Source organism: Escherichia sp. MR (assembly GCF_005280595.1).
Taxonomy (GTDB): Bacteria; Pseudomonadota; Gammaproteobacteria; order Enterobacterales; family Enterobacteriaceae; genus Escherichia; species Escherichia ruysiae.
In genome coordinates this window covers 88,324-104,918 of record NZ_SZVK01000009.1, presented here as the reverse complement: position 1 = coordinate 104,918, position 16,595 = coordinate 88,324, and the positions used below count along the sequence as shown (strand labels likewise).

The following is a 16,595-nucleotide window of genomic DNA, read 5'->3' as shown; positions in this document are numbered from 1 at the left end:
AGAGTTTCTCTTCCTGAAACGTTTCGCGCAATGTTACTAGTGTAGCCAGCCAATAAGGGAGAAAAATGGAGGAATTATGAAACAGTTTCGCGAATAGTCTGAATGGTGGTGCACTTTGCGAGCGCGCATCCAGTAATGACGCAGGAAACTATTTTCTCTGCAAGTTAGCGATAGACTACGTACATGGCGAAAGGAGGTAAGCCGAAGATTTCAGCGGGACGCTGAAACGGGAAAGCCCCTCCCGAGGAAGGGGCCTTAAATAAGGAAAGGGTCATGATGAAGATACTCATCATCGTGGTGCTCTTAGTGATTAGCTTACCGGCTTACTAAGACTACCAGGGCGGGGGAAACCCCGCTCAACCCTCACTCCTGAACTTATGTTACTCCACCCTTATTGTCAATCTGTAAGCCCACGTTCTTGCGAGGCGAATAGCAAACTTATCTGCACCGCCGGGCTTAATTCTGAAAGTATCTTCGCTTGCTCTAAATTTATTATTGCTCTCGGTATGATACCGAACCTCAATAATTCTCTAAGAAAGGATTTCTTATGAGCGAACAAATTACGTTTGCCACCAGCGATTTTGCCAGTAACCCGGAACCACGTTGCCCTTGTATTTTGCTGCTGGATGTTTCTGGCTCTATGAGCGGTAGACCCATTAACGAACTTAACGCAGGATTGGTGACCTTTCGCGATGAACTGCTTGCCGATCCGCTGGCCTTAAAAAGAGTGGAACTCGGCATTGTGACTTTCGGCCCGGTGCATGTGGAACAACCATTTACCAGCGCCGCTAACTTTTTCCCGCCCATCTTGTTTGCTCAGGGCAATACGCCAATGGGCGCTGCAATTACCAAAGCCCTGAATATGGTTGAGGAGCGGAAACGTGAGTACCGTGCAAATGGTATTTCGTATTATCGCCCGTGGATTTTCTTGATCACCGATGGCGCGCCAACCGATGAGTGGCAGGCTGCTGCCAGTAAAGTGTTTCAGGGAGAAGAAGATAAGAAGTTTGCCTTCTTTACCATCGATGTTCAGGGGGCTGATATGAATACTCTGGCACAAATCAGCGTCCGTCAGCCTTTGCCGTTGCAGGGATTACAATTCCGTGAACTGTTTAGCTGGTTATCCAGTTCGCTACGTTCGGTTTCCCGCTCCACGCCGGGAACGGAAGTTGTACTGGAAGCGCCAAAAGGCTGGACGTCAGTGTGAGCTGGCGTCTGGTCTATTCATCAGCCGTCGGAACGTCGCATATCAGCGCGGACTTACCTTGCCAGGATGCCTGCCAGATGCAGGTTGTCTGGCTAAACGACCAGCAACCGTTACTGGTGATGTTCCTTGCTGATGGTGCAGGTAGCGTTTCGCAGGGTGGCGAAGGCGCGACGCTCGCCGTCAATGAAGCGATGGCGTTTATGATGCAAAAAGTACAGGGTGGTGAATGTGGTCTGAATGATGTGCTTGCGACAGATATTGTGCTGGCAATTCGCCACCGTATTACTGCCCGTGCACAAGCTGAAGAACTGGCGGTTCGTGATTTTTCCTGTACTTTTCTGGGCGTTATATCATCAGCGACCGGCACGTTGATTATGCAGATTGGCGATGGTGGCGTGGTGGTGGATTTTGGTGAAGGGCTACAGCTACCACTAACGCCGATGAATGGCGAATATGCCAATATGACCTATTTCATTACTGATGAAGATGCTGTCACGCGCCTTGAGACTTACAGTTGCGATGCGCAGGTGATAAAAGTGGCTGCATTTACGGACGGTATTCAGCGGCTGGCGTTAAATATGCTGGATAATTCTCCCCATGTGCCTTTCTTTGCGCCATTTTTCAATGGACTGGCGTCAGCAACGTCGGAACAACGCGATATATTGCCAGATTTGCTAAAGCAATTTTTGTCCTGCCCCGCAGTGAATGAACGCACCGATGATGATAAAACGCTGGCGCTGGCCATGTGGTTGCCGTGAAATCAACTATATATACCGCAGCTGGCGATTGCGTGACGCCAGGTCATGAATTAGGCAAAGGCGGCGAAGGCGCGGTTTATGATATCAATGAGTTTGTCGATAGCGTCGCCAAGATTTATCACACGCCGCCACCCGCCTTAAAACGGGACAAACTTGCCTTTATGGCTGCGACAGCTGACGCACAGTTGCTCAATTATGTCGCCTGGCCGCAGTCAACGCTTCACGCTGGACGAGGCGGAAAAGTTATCGGTTTTATGATGCCGAAAGTCTCCGGCAAAGAACCTATTCATATGATCTATAGCCCGGCACATCGTCGTCAACGTTACCCTCATTGTGCATGGGATTTTCTACTCTATGTTGCGCGCAATATTGCTTCATCTTTTGCTACGGTTCACGAGCACGGGCATGTCGTGGGTGACGTAAACCAGAACAGCTTTATGGTAGGCCGTGACAGCAAAGTGGTGTTGATCGACAGCGACTCCTTTCAGATTAACGCTAATGGCACGCTGCATTTATGCGAAGTCGGCGTGTCGCATTTTACGCCGCCAGAGCTGCAAACCTTGCCGTCATTTGTTGGATTTGAGCGCACCGTAAATCACGATAATTTTGGCCTTGCGTTGCTGATTTTTCACGTCTTGTTTGGTGGTCGGCATCCTTATTCCGGTGTACCGCTTATTGCCGAAGCGGGTAATGCGCTGGAGAAGGATATTGCCCATTTCCGTTATGCCTATGCATCAGACAATCAGCGACGTGGCTTAAAACCGCCGCCACGATCTATTCCGCTATCAATGTTACCGGGTGATGTTGAAGGCATGTTTCAGCAGGCATTCACCGAAAGTGGCGTGGCAACCGCGCGTCCGACGGCAAAAGCGTGGGTAGCGGCACTGGATTCTCTACGCCAACAGTTAAAGAAATGTACTGCTTCGGTAATGCATGTTTACCCCGGTCATTTGACCGACTGCCCGTGGTGTGCTCTGGATAATCAAGGCGTTATCTATTTTATTGATCTCGGCGAAGAGGTTGTTACCACCGGCGGGGATTTTGTGCTGGCGAAAGTCTGGGCGATGGTGATGGCATCAGTAGCACCGCCAGCATTGCAACTGCCATTACCCGATCACTTCCAACCGACTGGCAGGCCGCTTCCTTTCGGCCTGTTACGGAGTGAATACATCATTCTGATTGAGATCGTACTGTCAGCGTTATCGCTGTTGCTTTGCGGCCTTCAGGCAGAACCGCGTTATATTATTTTAGTTCCTGTGCTGGCGGCTATCTGGATTATTGGCAGCCTGACAAGCAAAGCGTACAAAGCAGAAATCCAGCAACGCCGTGAGGCGTTTAATCGTGCAAAAATGGACTATGACCATTTAGTTAACCAGATCCAGCAGGTGGGTGGGCTGGAAGGTTTTATCGCCAAACGGACGATGCTTGAAAAAATGAAGGACGAGCTTTTGGGATTGCCGGAAGACGAAAAACGCGAGTTGACAGCACTTCACAACACCGCAAGGGAACGCCAGAAGCAGAAGTTTCTGGAGGGATTTTTTATTGATGTTGCCTCTATTCCCGGTGTTGGTCCCGCGCGTAAAGCGGCGTTACGGTCCTTTGGTATCGAAACAGCGGCAGATGTGAACCGCCGTGGAGTTAAACAAGTGAAAGGATTTGGCGACCATCTGACTCAGGCGGTTATTGACTGGAAAGCGAGTTGCGAACGCCGTTTTGTTTTCAGGCCGAACGAAGCGGTAACGCCAGCAGACAGACAAGCGGTAATGGCGAAAATGACCGCCAAACGTCATCGGCTGGAAGCCGCATTGACAGAGGGCGCGGCAGAGTTACAGCGATTTCGCCTTCATGCTCCCGCACGAACCATGCCGTTGATGGCGCCGTTACATCAGGCGGCAGGAAAACTGGCTCAGGCGCAGGCAGATTTAAGCCGCTGCTGAGCCATTTCTTATTTAACGAAATACTACTTCTGCCCAGCGCGCCAGCCCGGCGGTGACGGAGCCAAAGTCGTCGCCACCTGCAATCGGGATGCCCGGCAGCTGTTCCGCCAGTGCCTTTTTAATCAGCGGCGATCGGGCGCTACCACCTGTCAGATAGATGACGTCTGGTTTTTCCTGGGCGTTATCCAGCGCCAGTTGCACCTGTTCCAGAATCCGCGCCAGCGGCTGGTTGAGGGCGCTTTCCAGTCCATGCTGGCTAATCAACGTTGCCAGTTTGTCACCGATAAACGGCAGCGACGCGCAGGTTTCCGCTGCGCTTGAAAGGGCAATTTTGCACTCTTCCGCTCTGCGCACCAGACGATAACTTAAACGTTGCCGCCAGACTTTCTGTAACAGGGCGACTTTCTCTGGCTCGCGGGCGTCGCGTACCAGGTCGTTAAGCAGGCGACCGTTGGCGCTACTGTAGAAATCACTCTGCGCAGGTACGTCGTTGATGGCAACCGCATTCCACCACGGTAGGATCGGCAGGGCGATACCTTTTTCGGTTTCGCCCCCCATGCCCAGCAGCGGCATCAGATGTTTAAATGCCAGCGCGATATCCAGATCGTTACCACCAATACGGCAACCACTGTGACCCAGTAGGCTGGATTCACGATCGAGACGCGAACGCCACTGCGGCCCCATCAGCAACAATGAACAGTCAGTAGTACCACCGCCGATATCCACCACCAGTACGCGTTTTTCTTCCTGCAAGGTTGCTTCGTAATCCAGCCCTGCCGCCACCGGCTCGTACTGGAATACCACATCCTTGAATCCGGCACGCTTCGCCGCACGTTCCAGAATCCCTTGCGCCTGGGCGTTTGCTTCATCGCCGCCCAATCCCTGGAAGTTGATTGGACGACCAATGACTGCCTGGGTAATTGTTTCTGGCAGTTGCGCCTGCGCTTGTTGGCGAATGTGCAACATCATTGCGCAGACCAGATCCTCAAACAGCGCCACCTGCTGTGGTTTTAACCCGCTGGCACCGAGGAACGATTTCGGTGATTTCACAAACCACACTTCTTCCGGATCATCAATATACTGCGCCAGTGAGGAAAGACCGAACTGCACGCTTTTCGCCGTGACGTCGATATCTTCTTCGCGGTTATAACGAAGCGCCCGACGTAACAGCGCCTGCGTTTCATCATCGTTTGCCGGAACATCATGATGGCGGTACAGCCACTCGCTTACTGCTTCACGCGTTGGTGCGCAAAGCATTGAAGGCAGCAGTGTGCTGTCATTTTCCATTTTCAACATCTGCGGTTTACCGTCGCGCATCACCGCCACTGAACAGTTTGCTGTACCGTAATCAAAACCAATAAACACGAAATAATCCCCATGCCGGTGAAGAAGGGGCGTGACTTTAGCGAAATGTTGCCGTCGCGACAACCGGAATATGAAAGCAAAGCGCAGCGTCTGAATAACGTTTATGCTGAAAGCGGATAAAAAAGGAGATGCGATGTATACCCTGAACTGGCAGCCGCCGTATGACTGGTCGTGGATGTTGGGATTTCTTGCCGTCCGTGCGGTGAGTGGTGTAGAAACAGTCACGGACAATTATTATGCCCGTAGTCTGGCGGTGGGCGAACATCGCGGCGTGATAAAGGCGGTTCCTGATGTCGAAACTAATACGTTGCAAGTGAATGTAAGTTCGGGATTAGAAGCGGTAGCGACCGAGTGCCTGGCGAAAATGAGCCGCCTGTTTGATCTGCAATGTAATCCGCAGATTGTTAACGGTGCATTGGGCGAGTTAGGCGCTGCGCGGCCAGGGCTACGTCTGCCCGGGAGTGTTGATGCTTTTGAGCAGGGCGTGCGCGCGATTTTAGGCCAACTGGTGAGCGTGGCGATGGCGGCAAAATTGACTGCCAAAGTAGCGCAGCTTTATGGCGAACGGCTGGATGATTTCCCTGAATATGTCTGCTTTCCCACGCCCCAACGACTGGCTGCAGCCGACCCGCAGGCACTAAAAGGGTTGGGGATGCCGTTGAAACGGGCAGAGGCGCTGATTCATTTAGCCAATGCGGCACTGGATGGCTCCTTGCCGATGAAAATGCCGGGCGACGTTGAGCAAGCGATGAAAACGCTGCAAACATTTCCTGGAATTGGGCGCTGGACGGCGAATTATTTCGCCTTGCGTGGCTGGCAAGCGAAAGATGTTTTCCTGCCGGATGATTATTTGATTAAACAGCGATTTCCAGGAATGACGCCGGCACAAATCCGCCGTTATGCCGAACGCTGGAAACCCTGGCGTTCTTATGCGCTGTTGCATATCTGGTATACGGAAGGCTGGCAACCAGAAGAAGTATGATGCTGGTCGTCTTATCCAGTCTGGGGAATGAGCGAATTGTAGACCTGATAAGACGCGTCAGCGTCGCATCAGGCAATACTCAGTTAATCGCGAAATAACTGCTATTAATCAGCAAATCCAGAGGCTGAGCGTCGGCAATGACATCGCCATAAATCAGATCAACACCCATGCCGGAAAGCGTATCCATCACCAGCGGCAACGCTACTGGCCCCGCGATGGTCTTCACCCCCAGCCGATGGGCATGACCCTGAATGATCGATATCAGCATCTCATCCATCAAATTACCCTGTACGCTGGCGCATAACTCACCGTCGAGCAGCAGATAATCCGCCATATTTGCTTTCAGTGTGTTGAAGAGCTGCAGATCGCGCCCCACCTGACTGAGCACGATCCGGCAGCCTGCCAGCCGCAATTTATGCATATTTTCTGCGTGGTCGAAAATCGCTTCAGCCGGAATAATCAGATGTAATAACCGTGACGGTAGGGAACTGCTTTCCAGTTGCTCAAGCAGTTTATCCACCAGCGGGGCGCTGCTTAACCCGGCAACGGAAAGGGGGAGGGCGATGCTTAAGCCTTTACTGGCAACCGCTTTTGCTGTCTGCTGGAAAAACTCATGTAATATCCGACGATCAAGGGCGTGATTGAGCGCCGGATCGCTGAAACTACGACGAAATGCCAGTTCATCAATAGTCTCACCTTCACTACTCCAGAGCTTAAGCGAAATCAGCCACAAATTACGCGTAGCCGGGATTCGTGGTGAAGCGACGCCGTGGGCGATCATCATCAGTTGATTCTCTTTGATCATCCGCCACTGTTCATCGAGTGACATCATCGCCTGTTCGCTATGTTTGGCAGTTTGCTGTGGTTCGTAAATCGTCACCCGACCACGCCCACCATTTTTCGAAGCATAACAGGCGATATCGGCCTGCGACATCACGTCTGCCGCCTGATGATTGCTGTCATCAATAAGGGTAATCCCTGCGCTGGCACCTACCCGATGCACGCGGCCTTCCCACATAAAGTGATAGTCATTAATCGCACTGATAATGCGTGTGGCGATAAAGCGGGCACTTTCAACATTACAGTCCGGTAGCAACAGACCAAATTCATCACCGCCGAGTCGCGCCAGCACGTCGCTGGAGCGCAGCATACTCAGCATCAACGAGGCCAGTTCACGCAGTAAAGCATCGCCCGCCGCGTGCCCGGCGCTGTCATTCACCGCTTTAAAATGATCAAGATCGATAAACACCAGTGCATGTCGATGATGCGTGCTGCTTACCGTTTGCAGCAGTATTCGCAGTTGTTTTTCAAAACTGGCACAGTTAGTGAGATGCGTCAGGGCATCATGGGAGGCGCTATAACTAAGCTGGCGCAGCATTTTACGTGACTCAGTCACATCCTGAATGACCAGTACCGAACCAATATTGCTGCCATCCAGCGTACTTAACGGCGTAATGCTGTAATGGACGTCGTAGCTTCCGCCGTTGCGGCAGTGGAGAACGACATCTTGTTCAATAGCGGAACGCGACGTGTCGGCACTGTAAATGTTCTCCATTAACGGCCCATTGTCGCCAAATGTAATTTGCAACGCTGTTAATAGTGGAACGCCCAACGCCTCTTCTTGTGTCCAGCCGCTCATCTTCTCTGCAACCGGATTCATAAAGGTAATTTTCATCGCCATATCAATACAGACCACGGCTTCGCCGATGGAATCCAGCGTAATGTGCAGGCGCTCTTTTTCCTGAAACAGCGCCTCGTTCAGCTGTTTCACTTCGGTCATATCAATGTTAATACCGAGCAATCGTTCGACTTCGCCTTCTTTATTCAGCACCCGATTGGCGAGGGCGCGGATATGACGAATACCGTCTTTCACGGTGATGCGAAATTCCAGCTTAAAAGGCAAGCGAGCCTGTAATGAATCACGAATCACTTTTTCGGCGTGTTGGCGATCTTCCGGCAGCACACAGTCATACCACACCTGCCAGTTCGGTTTGATATGTGGCGAAATTTCATATAGCTCGAACATCCGCTTATCCCAACTAAAAATATCCGGCTTCAGTTCCCACTCCCAGATGCCAATCCCACCCGCTTCATTAGCCAGCGTTATCCGTTCCATCAGGCGTTTGTTAATCTGTTCGGTGCGTTTAAGATCGTTTATGTCTTCAATCTGCGCAATAAAGTAGAGCGGCGTGCCATCGGTGTGGCGTACCAGCGAGACGGCAAGCAGCGCCCAGACAACGTCGCCATTACGATTGTAATAACGTTTCTCCATCGAGTAGGTATTTATTTCACCGCTAATTAGCTTCTCAACGTGTTGCAGATCTTTATTGAGATCTTCCGGCCAGGTAAGTTGCTGGAAGGTGAGGGCGCGCAACTCTTCCTGGCTGTAACCGAGAAACTGGCATAACGCTTTGTTGGATTGCAGCCATTGCCCCTCGGTGCCCACTAATGCCATGCCGATGGCGGAATATTCCATAGCGTTACGAAAGCGGGTTTCGCTTTCTGAAATATGCTTGCGTTCAGCGCGAAAGGCGTACATCACCATGGTCATGATGTTGGCGGGCAGCAGGATCAGCAAAAATGGTAGCCACGGTACGTGACTCATCAAGTAGGTTCGCGGCGTGGCAAGTAAAGTCGGATCGGCCGCCATCATCAGCGACACCATCATCACTGTAGTGAGGAAGATCAAAAAGGCTTCCATCCGTGGCAGGCGCACGGCACTCCACATCAGTAGCACAATAATGAAAGTAAAAGGCCACGGTAGATATAGCATCGAGAGCCAGCTTAACGTCAGCGTGATGGCTAATGTTAGTAGTGTTTCAAACAACAGCCGTGGATCACGGTGACGGAGCAGGTAATGTGGCTTAAATAACAATCCTAGCGGTACTAGCGCCAGTGCGCCGATTGATTCGGAAAGTACCCAGATTAGAAATGCTCTAAGCGGATCGTCGTCTGATACCAGCAGGATAACCAGCACGCCACCCAATACTGGCGGCACGATGGCGCTGCCAAATGCGAGACGTAGCCAGTCAGCCAGATTTTGCAGTGGGTTATACCACGGCAGCAATTTCCGCAGCAGCATTGCCCCCACGACGGCCTCAACAATGTTGATTGCCGTCCACGTCATATTCAGCGAACTGGTAGAGAAGAGCAGTACGGATGCGGCGATATTCCCCAGCGAGCAGGCCAATGCGATTCCCGGCCACATCCGTCCGGCATGGCGGTAAAATGCCACCATCATAATGGACGTGGGGAACCAGAGTGGCGCAAGTTGCGTACCGAACTGTGAAAGCTCAAGCGAGAAAAGGGTAAAGATGAATGAGACTAAACCTAAACTGACGAGGTGAAGCAGGGGATGAGGCAGGGTAATTAAAACACGTTGTGATGGTTTACTCATTACCGCTCTATCCGTATGACCAGGTCGTCAGTATTAGTATCTGTGTTTATGCTAGTACAAAAGTTTTACATTTTATATGCGGATTGTTCATAAAGTGACGTGGTGGCAGATAATTTGTGCAACTTTACACAACATTTTTTACCTTGCGTTAAAACCGAACAATTAAATTTGCGTCAGGGAATTGATCGTCAACAATTAACTCTAAGTGTGCGGCAACGCTATTCGACTGGTATCAGGCGGATGAAATCCCTATAATTGCCGCGTTTGGCGCTTCGGCGCCCCCTTCCTAACATCCAGGTTAATCAGGTCGCTAAATTTATGACTGATCAGTCTCATCAGTGCGTCATTATCGGTATTGCTGGCGCATCGGCTTCCGGCAAGAGTCTCATTGCCAGTACCCTTTATCGTGAATTACGTGAACAAGTGGGTGATGAACACATCGGCGTTATTCCGGAAGATTGTTACTACAAAGATCAAAGCCATCTGTCGATGGAAGAACGCGTTAAGACCAACTATGACCATCCGAGCGCGATGGATCACAGTCTGTTGCTTGAACATTTACAAGCGTTGAAACGCGGCTCGGCTATCGACCTGCCGGTTTACAGCTACGTTGAACATACGCGTATGAAAGAAACGGTGAAGGTTGAGCCGAAGAAAGTCATTATTCTCGAAGGCATCTTGCTGCTGACGGATGCGCGTTTGCGTGACGAACTTAACTTCTCAATTTTCGTTGATACCCCACTGGACATCTGCCTGATGCGCCGCATCAAGCGCGACGTTAACGAGCGTGGGCGTTCGATGGATTCTGTAATGGCACAATATCAAAAAACGGTGCGTCCGATGTTCCTGCAATTCATTGAACCTTCCAAACAATATGCGGACATTATCGTGCCGCGCGGCGGTAAAAACCGCATCGCGATCGATATATTGAAAGCGAAAATAAGTCAGTTCTTTGAATAAGCTTGATAAATTGTGTACCGTTCAGTGATAACCTGGTATGCCCTTGACGTAATTGGCGTTAAGGGAGTGATGCGCGAAAGGAGAAAATGCCATGCGTCTGTGTGACCGAGATATTGAAGCCTGGCTTGATGAAGGCCGTTTGTCGATCAACCCACGTCCGCCGGTGGAGCGTATTAATGGCGCGACGGTAGATGTGCGCCTGGGCAATAAGTTTCGTACCTTCCGTGGTCACACGGCAGCGTTTATCGATCTGAGCGGTCCCAAAGATGAAGTGAGCGCCGCGCTCGATCGGGTGATGAGCGATGAAATCGTGCTCGACGAGGGCGAGGCGTTTTATCTCCATCCGGGAGAACTGGCGCTGGCGGTGACGCTGGAGTCGGTCACGCTGCCTGCCGATCTTGTGGGCTGGCTGGATGGGCGCTCCTCACTGGCGCGTCTGGGGTTGATGGTTCACGTTACCGCTCACCGTATCGATCCAGGCTGGTCTGGCTGCATCGTGCTTGAGTTTTACAACTCCGGTAAATTGCCGCTGGCGCTGCGTCCGGGCATGTTAATTGGCGCGTTAAGTTTTGAGCCGCTTTCCGGCCCGGCGGCGCGACCATACAACCGTCGTGAAGATGCGAAATATCGCAACCAGCAGGGCGCGGTTGCCAGCCGAATCGATAAAGACTAATTCAGGCTCATTGAGGATACCATGAGACGATTTCTGACGACCCTGATGATAATCCTGGTCGTGCTGGTGGCCGGATTATCTGCGTTAGTGTTGCTGGTGAATCCGAATGATTTCCGCGACTATATGGTCAAGCAGGTCGCTGCACGTAGTGGTTATCAATTGCAGTTGGATGGGCCGCTGCGTTGGCACGTCTGGCCGCAGCTTAGTATCCTCTCCGGGCGAATGTCCCTCACCGCCCAGGGCGCGAGCCAGCCACTGGTGCGCGCCGATAATATGCGCCTTGATGTGGCGTTATTGCCGTTATTGAGTCATCAACTGAGCGTTAAGCAGGTGATGCTGAAAGGCGCGGTAATTCAACTTACGCCACAGTCGGAAGCGGTTCGTCGTGACGATGCCCCTGTTGCGCCGCGCGACAATACGTTGCCGGAACTGTCAGAAAATCGCGGCTGGTCGTTTGATATCTCCAGTCTGAAAGTGGCGGACAGTCTGCTGGTGTTCCAGCATGAAGATGACGAGCAGGTGACGATTCGCAACATCCGTCTGCAAATGGAACAAGATCCACAGCATCGCGGTTCGTTTGAGTTCTCCGGGCGGGTTAACCGCGATCAGCGCGATCTCACGTTATCTCTCAAGGGCACGGTGGATGCTTCTGATTATCCGCATGATTTAACCGCAGCCATTGAGCAAATTAGCTGGCAGCTGCAAGGCGCAGATCTGCCACAGCAAGGTATTCAGGGGCAGGGGAGCTTCCAGGCTCAGTGGCAAGAGCCACATAAACGCCTTTCATTTAATCAAATCAATTTGACCGCGAATGACAGCGCGCTTAGTGGACAAGCGCAGGTCACGCTGACTGAAAAGCCCGAATGGTTGTTAAGATTGCAGTTTTCGCAACTGAATCTTGATAATCTCATACCGCTTAATGAAGCCGTTAACAGTGAAAACGGAACCACGCAACAGGGGCAGAACCAGCCAATGCTGCCGCGTCCGGTCATTTCCTCGCGTATTGATGAGCCGGCCTATCAAGGGTTGAAAGGTTTTGCGGCTGATATTTTGTTGCAGGCCAGTAACGTGCGTTGGCGCGGGATGAATTTTACTGATGTTGCTACGCAAATGACCAATAAGTCGGGTTTGCTGGAAATCACCCAACTGCAAGGCAAACTCAACGGTGGACAGGTATCGCTGCCGGGGACGCTGGACGCGACATCAACAAATCCACGTATAAGCTTCCAGCCACGGCTGGAGAACGTTGAGATTGGCACCATTCTGAAGGCATTTAACTATCCGATTTCGTTAACCGGAAAAATGTCTCTGGCTGGCGACTTCTCTGGCGCTGATATTGATGCCGACGCATTCCGCCACAACTGGCAAGGGCAAGCGCATGTTGAAATGACCGACACGCGCATGGAAGGGATGAACTTCCAGCAGATGATTCAGCAAGCGGTAGAACGTAACGGCGGTGATGTGAAGGCCGCTGAAAACTTCGATAATGTGACTCGTCTCGACCGCTTTACGACCGATCTCACGCTACATAATGGCCTCGTGACGTTAAACGACATGCAAGGTCAATCGCCGGTGTTGGCACTGACAGGGGAAGGCACGTTGAATCTGGCAGAGCAGACCTGCGATACCCAGTTTGACATTCGCGTCATTGGCGGCTGGAACGGAGAAAGCAAACTGATTGATTTCCTCAAAGAAACGCCAGTACCGCTGCGGGTTTACGGCAACTGGCAGCAACTCAATTACAGCCTGCAAGTGGATCAGTTACTGCGCAAACACTTACAGGATGAAGCCAAACGTCGCCTGCACGACTGGGCTGAGCGCAATAAAGATTCCCGCAATGGCAAAGATGTGAAGAAGTTGCTGGAGAAGATGTAAGTTTCCAGATGACATATGCTGTAGGCCTGATGCGACGCTTTACGCGTCTTATCAGGCCTACATACCATCACACCTCGTACTCCAACTCGCCATCCTTATGCAGCGGAATAATCTGCACCTTCTGCACGCGATGGCTTTCCACCTGCAACGTTTTAAGCAAATAATCCCCCACCTGAACTTCTTCGCCAGGTTTTGGAATACGCTGTAAATATTCCATCAGCAGCCCGGCGATGGTGTGATATTCACGTTTTTCATCCAGCGGCAGCGGCACATATTGCACCAGATCTTCCAGTGGCATATGACCATTCGCCGTCCAGGAACCGTCGGTGTTTTTCTGAATATCATGGCGGGCGTCGATCTCTTCCACTTCGTTCGGCAAGTTACCGGCAATAGTTTCAGTGACGTCACTTAATGTCACAATCCCTTCCACCGAGCCAAACTCATCCACCACAAATGCAAAGTGCGTGCGGGCGTTGCGGAACTGCTCCAGGGCAGGTAACAGCGGCAAGGTTTCCGGGAAAACCAGCGGCTGGCGAATCAACACCCGCAGATTGAGCGGTTCGCCGCGCAGCGACTGTTGTAGCAGATCGATAACGTGAACAACACCAAGCAAATCTTCCGCGTCATCGCCATCGGTAACGACCAGACGCGTATGTTGATTTCGCTCCAGCAACTGGCGGATCTCGTCTTCCGGCGCGTTGAGATCGATATGCTCGATATCGTGGCGCGAGGTCATGATGCTGCTGACGGTACGCTGGTTAAGATTAAGCACCCGCTCGATCATCCGCCGCTCCTGCGGATTAAAGATTTGCTGATTATCATGATCCACCAGCATTGATGCGGTTTCGGCGTCCAGTTCCGCATCTTCTTTTTGCCCGCTTAACAGGCGCATTACCGCTTCGGTGGTGCGCTGGCGCAGGGTCTGGTTAGCGGAAAGAAAACGTCGCCGGTTAAAGATGGCTAACTGATTGAGCGCCTCGATCATCACCGAGAAACCAATCGCAGCGTACAGATAGCCTTTCGGAATGACGAAGCCGAAACCTTCCGCCACCAGGCTAAAGCCAATCATCAACAGGAAACTTAAGCAGAGAATAACGATCGTCGGGTGACTGTTAACAAATTGCGTTAACGGTTTACTTGCCATCAGCATCAGGCTGATAGCGATAACGACGGCAGCCATCATGACCAGCAAATGGTCGACCATCCCGACGGCGGTAATCACTGAGTCGAGTGAGAAGATGGCGTCCAGCACCACAATTTGCGTCACCACACCCCAGAACTTCGCACCTTTGCGTTGCGTGGGGTTATTGCTGTCTTTCCCTTCCAGTCGCTCGTTCAGCTCCATCGTGGCTTTGAACAACAGGAAGAAACCACCAAACAGCATGATTAAGTCGCGGGCGCTAAAGGTAAATGAGCGGAAGCTGAACAGTGGTTGAGTCAGGGTGACCAGCCAGGAGATTGACGCCAGCAGTAACAGGCGCATTAACATTGCCAGCAGCAGCCCGGTAACCCGTGCGCGGTCGCGCTGCTTCGGCGGTAGTTTTTCGGCGAGGATGGCAATAAAGACCAGGTTATCAATGCCGAGGACCAGTTCGAGCACAATCAGCGTGATTAACCCGGCCCAGATAGACGGATCGGCAATCCATTCCATAGTAAGTACAAAACCTATTCGTTGTATGACAAATGTCACAATTCGATCATGGATAATTCAGGGCAAAAATGCAATGTTGCAGCACTATTTATCTGACTTTATTTGAGAACTATAACATTGCATTATCCCTGAATTAAAAGGGGTAATAATAAAATATTATTTAAGAAATATCGCATATAGAGATGCTATATTAAATATTGTCAACCTAAAGAAACTCCTAAAAAACACCACAAATTACACTTACTATAATTCTTAAAAATAGCCCATTGTCGAATTGTTACCTTGCCTGCTATTCCGTTAGCTGTAACACTTCCTCCTGCATTATTGGAGAGCCAATATTCAATTACCATAATGCTACCTTATATTCGGAAGTTAATTTCTTGAATAACCCTTTCTCATAAACGACTGTATGCTGAGAGGGTTTTAAAAACCAAACTAAATCAGTGTATTGGTAGCTAAAAAGCCAGGGGCGGTAGCGTGTCTGGATGCCTGAAAGACCAGTCTGAATTATTCTGTCAATAGCCTGCGGATGAAATCAATTTTTTTAGGACTGATGCCAGTTAAATTCTTATTCAATTAGCTGCAAGGTAAATGTGTATGTCGATAAATAATGCACAGGATAATTACTCTGCCAAAGTGATAAATAAACAATGATGAAATCCAAAATGAAATTGATGCCATTATTGGTGTCAGTAACCTTGATAAGCGGTTGCACAGTACTTCCGGGCAGTAATATGTCTACGCTGGGTAAAGACGTCATCAAACAGCAGGACGCTGATTTCGACCTCGACAAAATGGTGAATGTTTATCCGCTGACCCCGCGCCTGATTGATCAATTACGCCCACGCCCGAACGTGGCGCGCCCCAATATGACGCTGGAAAGCGAGATTGCTAATTACCAGTATCGCGTCGGGCCGGGCGACGTTCTTAATGTCACCGTCTGGGATCACCCGGAACTCACTACGCCAGCCGGTCAGTACCGCAGCTCCAGCGACACTGGCAACTGGGTACAGCCTGACGGCACCATGTTCTACCCGTATATCGGCAAGGTTCACGTGGTGGGGAAAACGCTCGCTGAAATCCGTAGTGATATTACCAGCCGCTTAGCGACGTACATCGCTGACCCGCAGGTGGACGTTAATATCGCCGCCTTCCGCTCACAAAAAGCCTATATCTCAGGTCAGGTGAATAAATCCGGTCAGCAGGCCATCACCAACGTACCACTGACCATTCTCGACGCCATTAATGCCGCAGGTGGCCTGACCGACACAGCCGACTGGCGCAATGTGGTGCTGACACACAATGGTCGTGAAGAACGCATTTCTTTGCAGGCGCTGATGCAAAACGGCGACCTCAATCAGAACCGACTGCTTTACCCCGGCGATATTCTCTACGTGCCGCGTAATGATGATCTGAAAGTGTTTGTGATGGGTGAAGTGAAGAAACAGAGCACCCTGAAAATGGACTTTAGCGGCATGACCCTGACTGAAGCGTTAGGCAATGCCGAAGGTATCGACATGACCACCTCCAACGCCAGCGGCATCTTTGTCATTCGTCCGCTGAAAGGCGAGGGCGGGCGTAACGGCAAGATTGCCAATATCTACCAGCTGGATATGTCCGATGCCACGTCGCTGGTGATGGCGACGGAATTCCGCCTGCAACCTTATGACGTGGTGTATGTCACCACAGCCCCGGTTTCCCGCTGGAACCGTCTGATCAATCAGTTGCTGCCAACTATTAGCGGTGTCCGTTACATGACGGATACAGCCAGCGACATTCATAACTGGTAA

Annotated in this window: 12 protein-coding genes; 9 read left to right on the top strand and 3 right to left on the bottom strand. The window is 51.1% G+C overall.

Annotated elements, in window-relative coordinates:
- The first annotated feature begins 273 nt into the window (after nt 1-273).
- The 4 genes from FC814_RS06365 to FC814_RS06350 all read left to right on the top strand — a co-directional run bounded on the left by FC814_RS06365 (nt 274) and on the right by FC814_RS06350 (nt 3,902).
- Complete coding sequence (locus tag FC814_RS06365; RefSeq protein ID WP_100733667.1) at nt 274-330, top strand: type I toxin-antitoxin system Ibs family toxin; 57 nt, start codon at nt 274-276, stop codon at nt 328-330.
- A gap of 217 nt (nt 331-547) precedes the next feature.
- Nucleotides 548-1,207, top strand: a complete 660-nt coding sequence (locus tag FC814_RS06360) for a VWA domain-containing protein (RefSeq protein ID WP_137325675.1) — start codon at nt 548-550, stop codon at nt 1,205-1,207.
- Complete coding sequence (locus tag FC814_RS06355) at nt 1,204-1,965, top strand: PP2C family serine/threonine-protein phosphatase (RefSeq protein WP_000119109.1); 762 nt, start codon at nt 1,204-1,206, stop codon at nt 1,963-1,965. The genes FC814_RS06360 and FC814_RS06355 overlap by 4 nt, the downstream gene beginning before the upstream one ends.
- A complete protein-coding gene (locus tag FC814_RS06350; RefSeq protein WP_137325674.1) occupies nt 1,962-3,902 on the top strand; it encodes a helix-hairpin-helix domain-containing protein in 1,941 nt (646 codons plus the stop codon). Before FC814_RS06355 ends, FC814_RS06350 begins: the two co-directional genes overlap by 4 nt.
- A gap of 12 nt (nt 3,903-3,914) precedes the next feature.
- Here the strand turns inward: FC814_RS06350 and yegD are convergent, their stop codons facing one another.
- Nucleotides 3,915-5,267, bottom strand: coding sequence for a molecular chaperone (gene yegD / locus FC814_RS06345; protein WP_137325673.1), 1,353 nt, complete (start codon nt 5,265-5,267; stop codon nt 3,915-3,917).
- A gap of 133 nt (nt 5,268-5,400) precedes the next feature.
- On the opposite strand from yegD, the gene alkA reads away from it, so the two are divergent.
- Nucleotides 5,401-6,249, top strand: coding sequence for a DNA-3-methyladenine glycosylase 2 (gene alkA / locus FC814_RS06340; RefSeq protein ID WP_024165192.1), 849 nt, complete (start codon nt 5,401-5,403; stop codon nt 6,247-6,249).
- Between the two features lie 79 nt (nt 6,250-6,328).
- Here the strand turns inward: alkA and FC814_RS06335 are convergent, their stop codons facing one another.
- The gene (locus tag FC814_RS06335; RefSeq protein ID WP_137325672.1) at nt 6,329-9,646 is read right to left on the bottom strand and encodes a diguanylate cyclase; all 3,318 of its coding nucleotides are present in this window, start codon (nt 9,644-9,646) and stop codon (nt 6,329-6,331) included.
- Nucleotides 9,647-9,964: 318 nt separating this feature from the next.
- Between FC814_RS06335 and udk the strand changes: the two genes are divergently transcribed.
- The 3 genes from udk to asmA all read left to right on the top strand — a co-directional run bounded on the left by udk (nt 9,965) and on the right by asmA (nt 13,154).
- Complete coding sequence (udk, locus tag FC814_RS06330; RefSeq protein ID WP_000132077.1) at nt 9,965-10,606, top strand: uridine kinase; 642 nt, start codon at nt 9,965-9,967, stop codon at nt 10,604-10,606.
- Between the two features lie 91 nt (nt 10,607-10,697).
- Complete coding sequence (gene dcd / locus FC814_RS06325; protein ID WP_001234767.1) at nt 10,698-11,279, top strand: dCTP deaminase; 582 nt, start codon at nt 10,698-10,700, stop codon at nt 11,277-11,279.
- A gap of 21 nt (nt 11,280-11,300) precedes the next feature.
- A complete protein-coding gene (gene asmA, locus FC814_RS06320; RefSeq protein ID WP_001252250.1) occupies nt 11,301-13,154 on the top strand; it encodes an outer membrane assembly protein AsmA in 1,854 nt (617 codons plus the stop codon).
- A gap of 67 nt (nt 13,155-13,221) precedes the next feature.
- Here the strand turns inward: asmA and FC814_RS06315 are convergent, their stop codons facing one another.
- Nucleotides 13,222-14,805 (bottom strand): TerC family protein, encoded by a 1,584-nt coding sequence (locus FC814_RS06315; protein WP_137325680.1) that lies wholly within the window; start codon nt 14,803-14,805, stop codon nt 13,222-13,224.
- 650 nt (nt 14,806-15,455) lie between these two features.
- On the opposite strand from FC814_RS06315, the gene wza reads away from it, so the two are divergent.
- A complete protein-coding gene (gene wza, locus FC814_RS06310) occupies nt 15,456-16,595 on the top strand; it encodes a polysaccharide export protein Wza (protein WP_000978081.1) in 1,140 nt (379 codons plus the stop codon).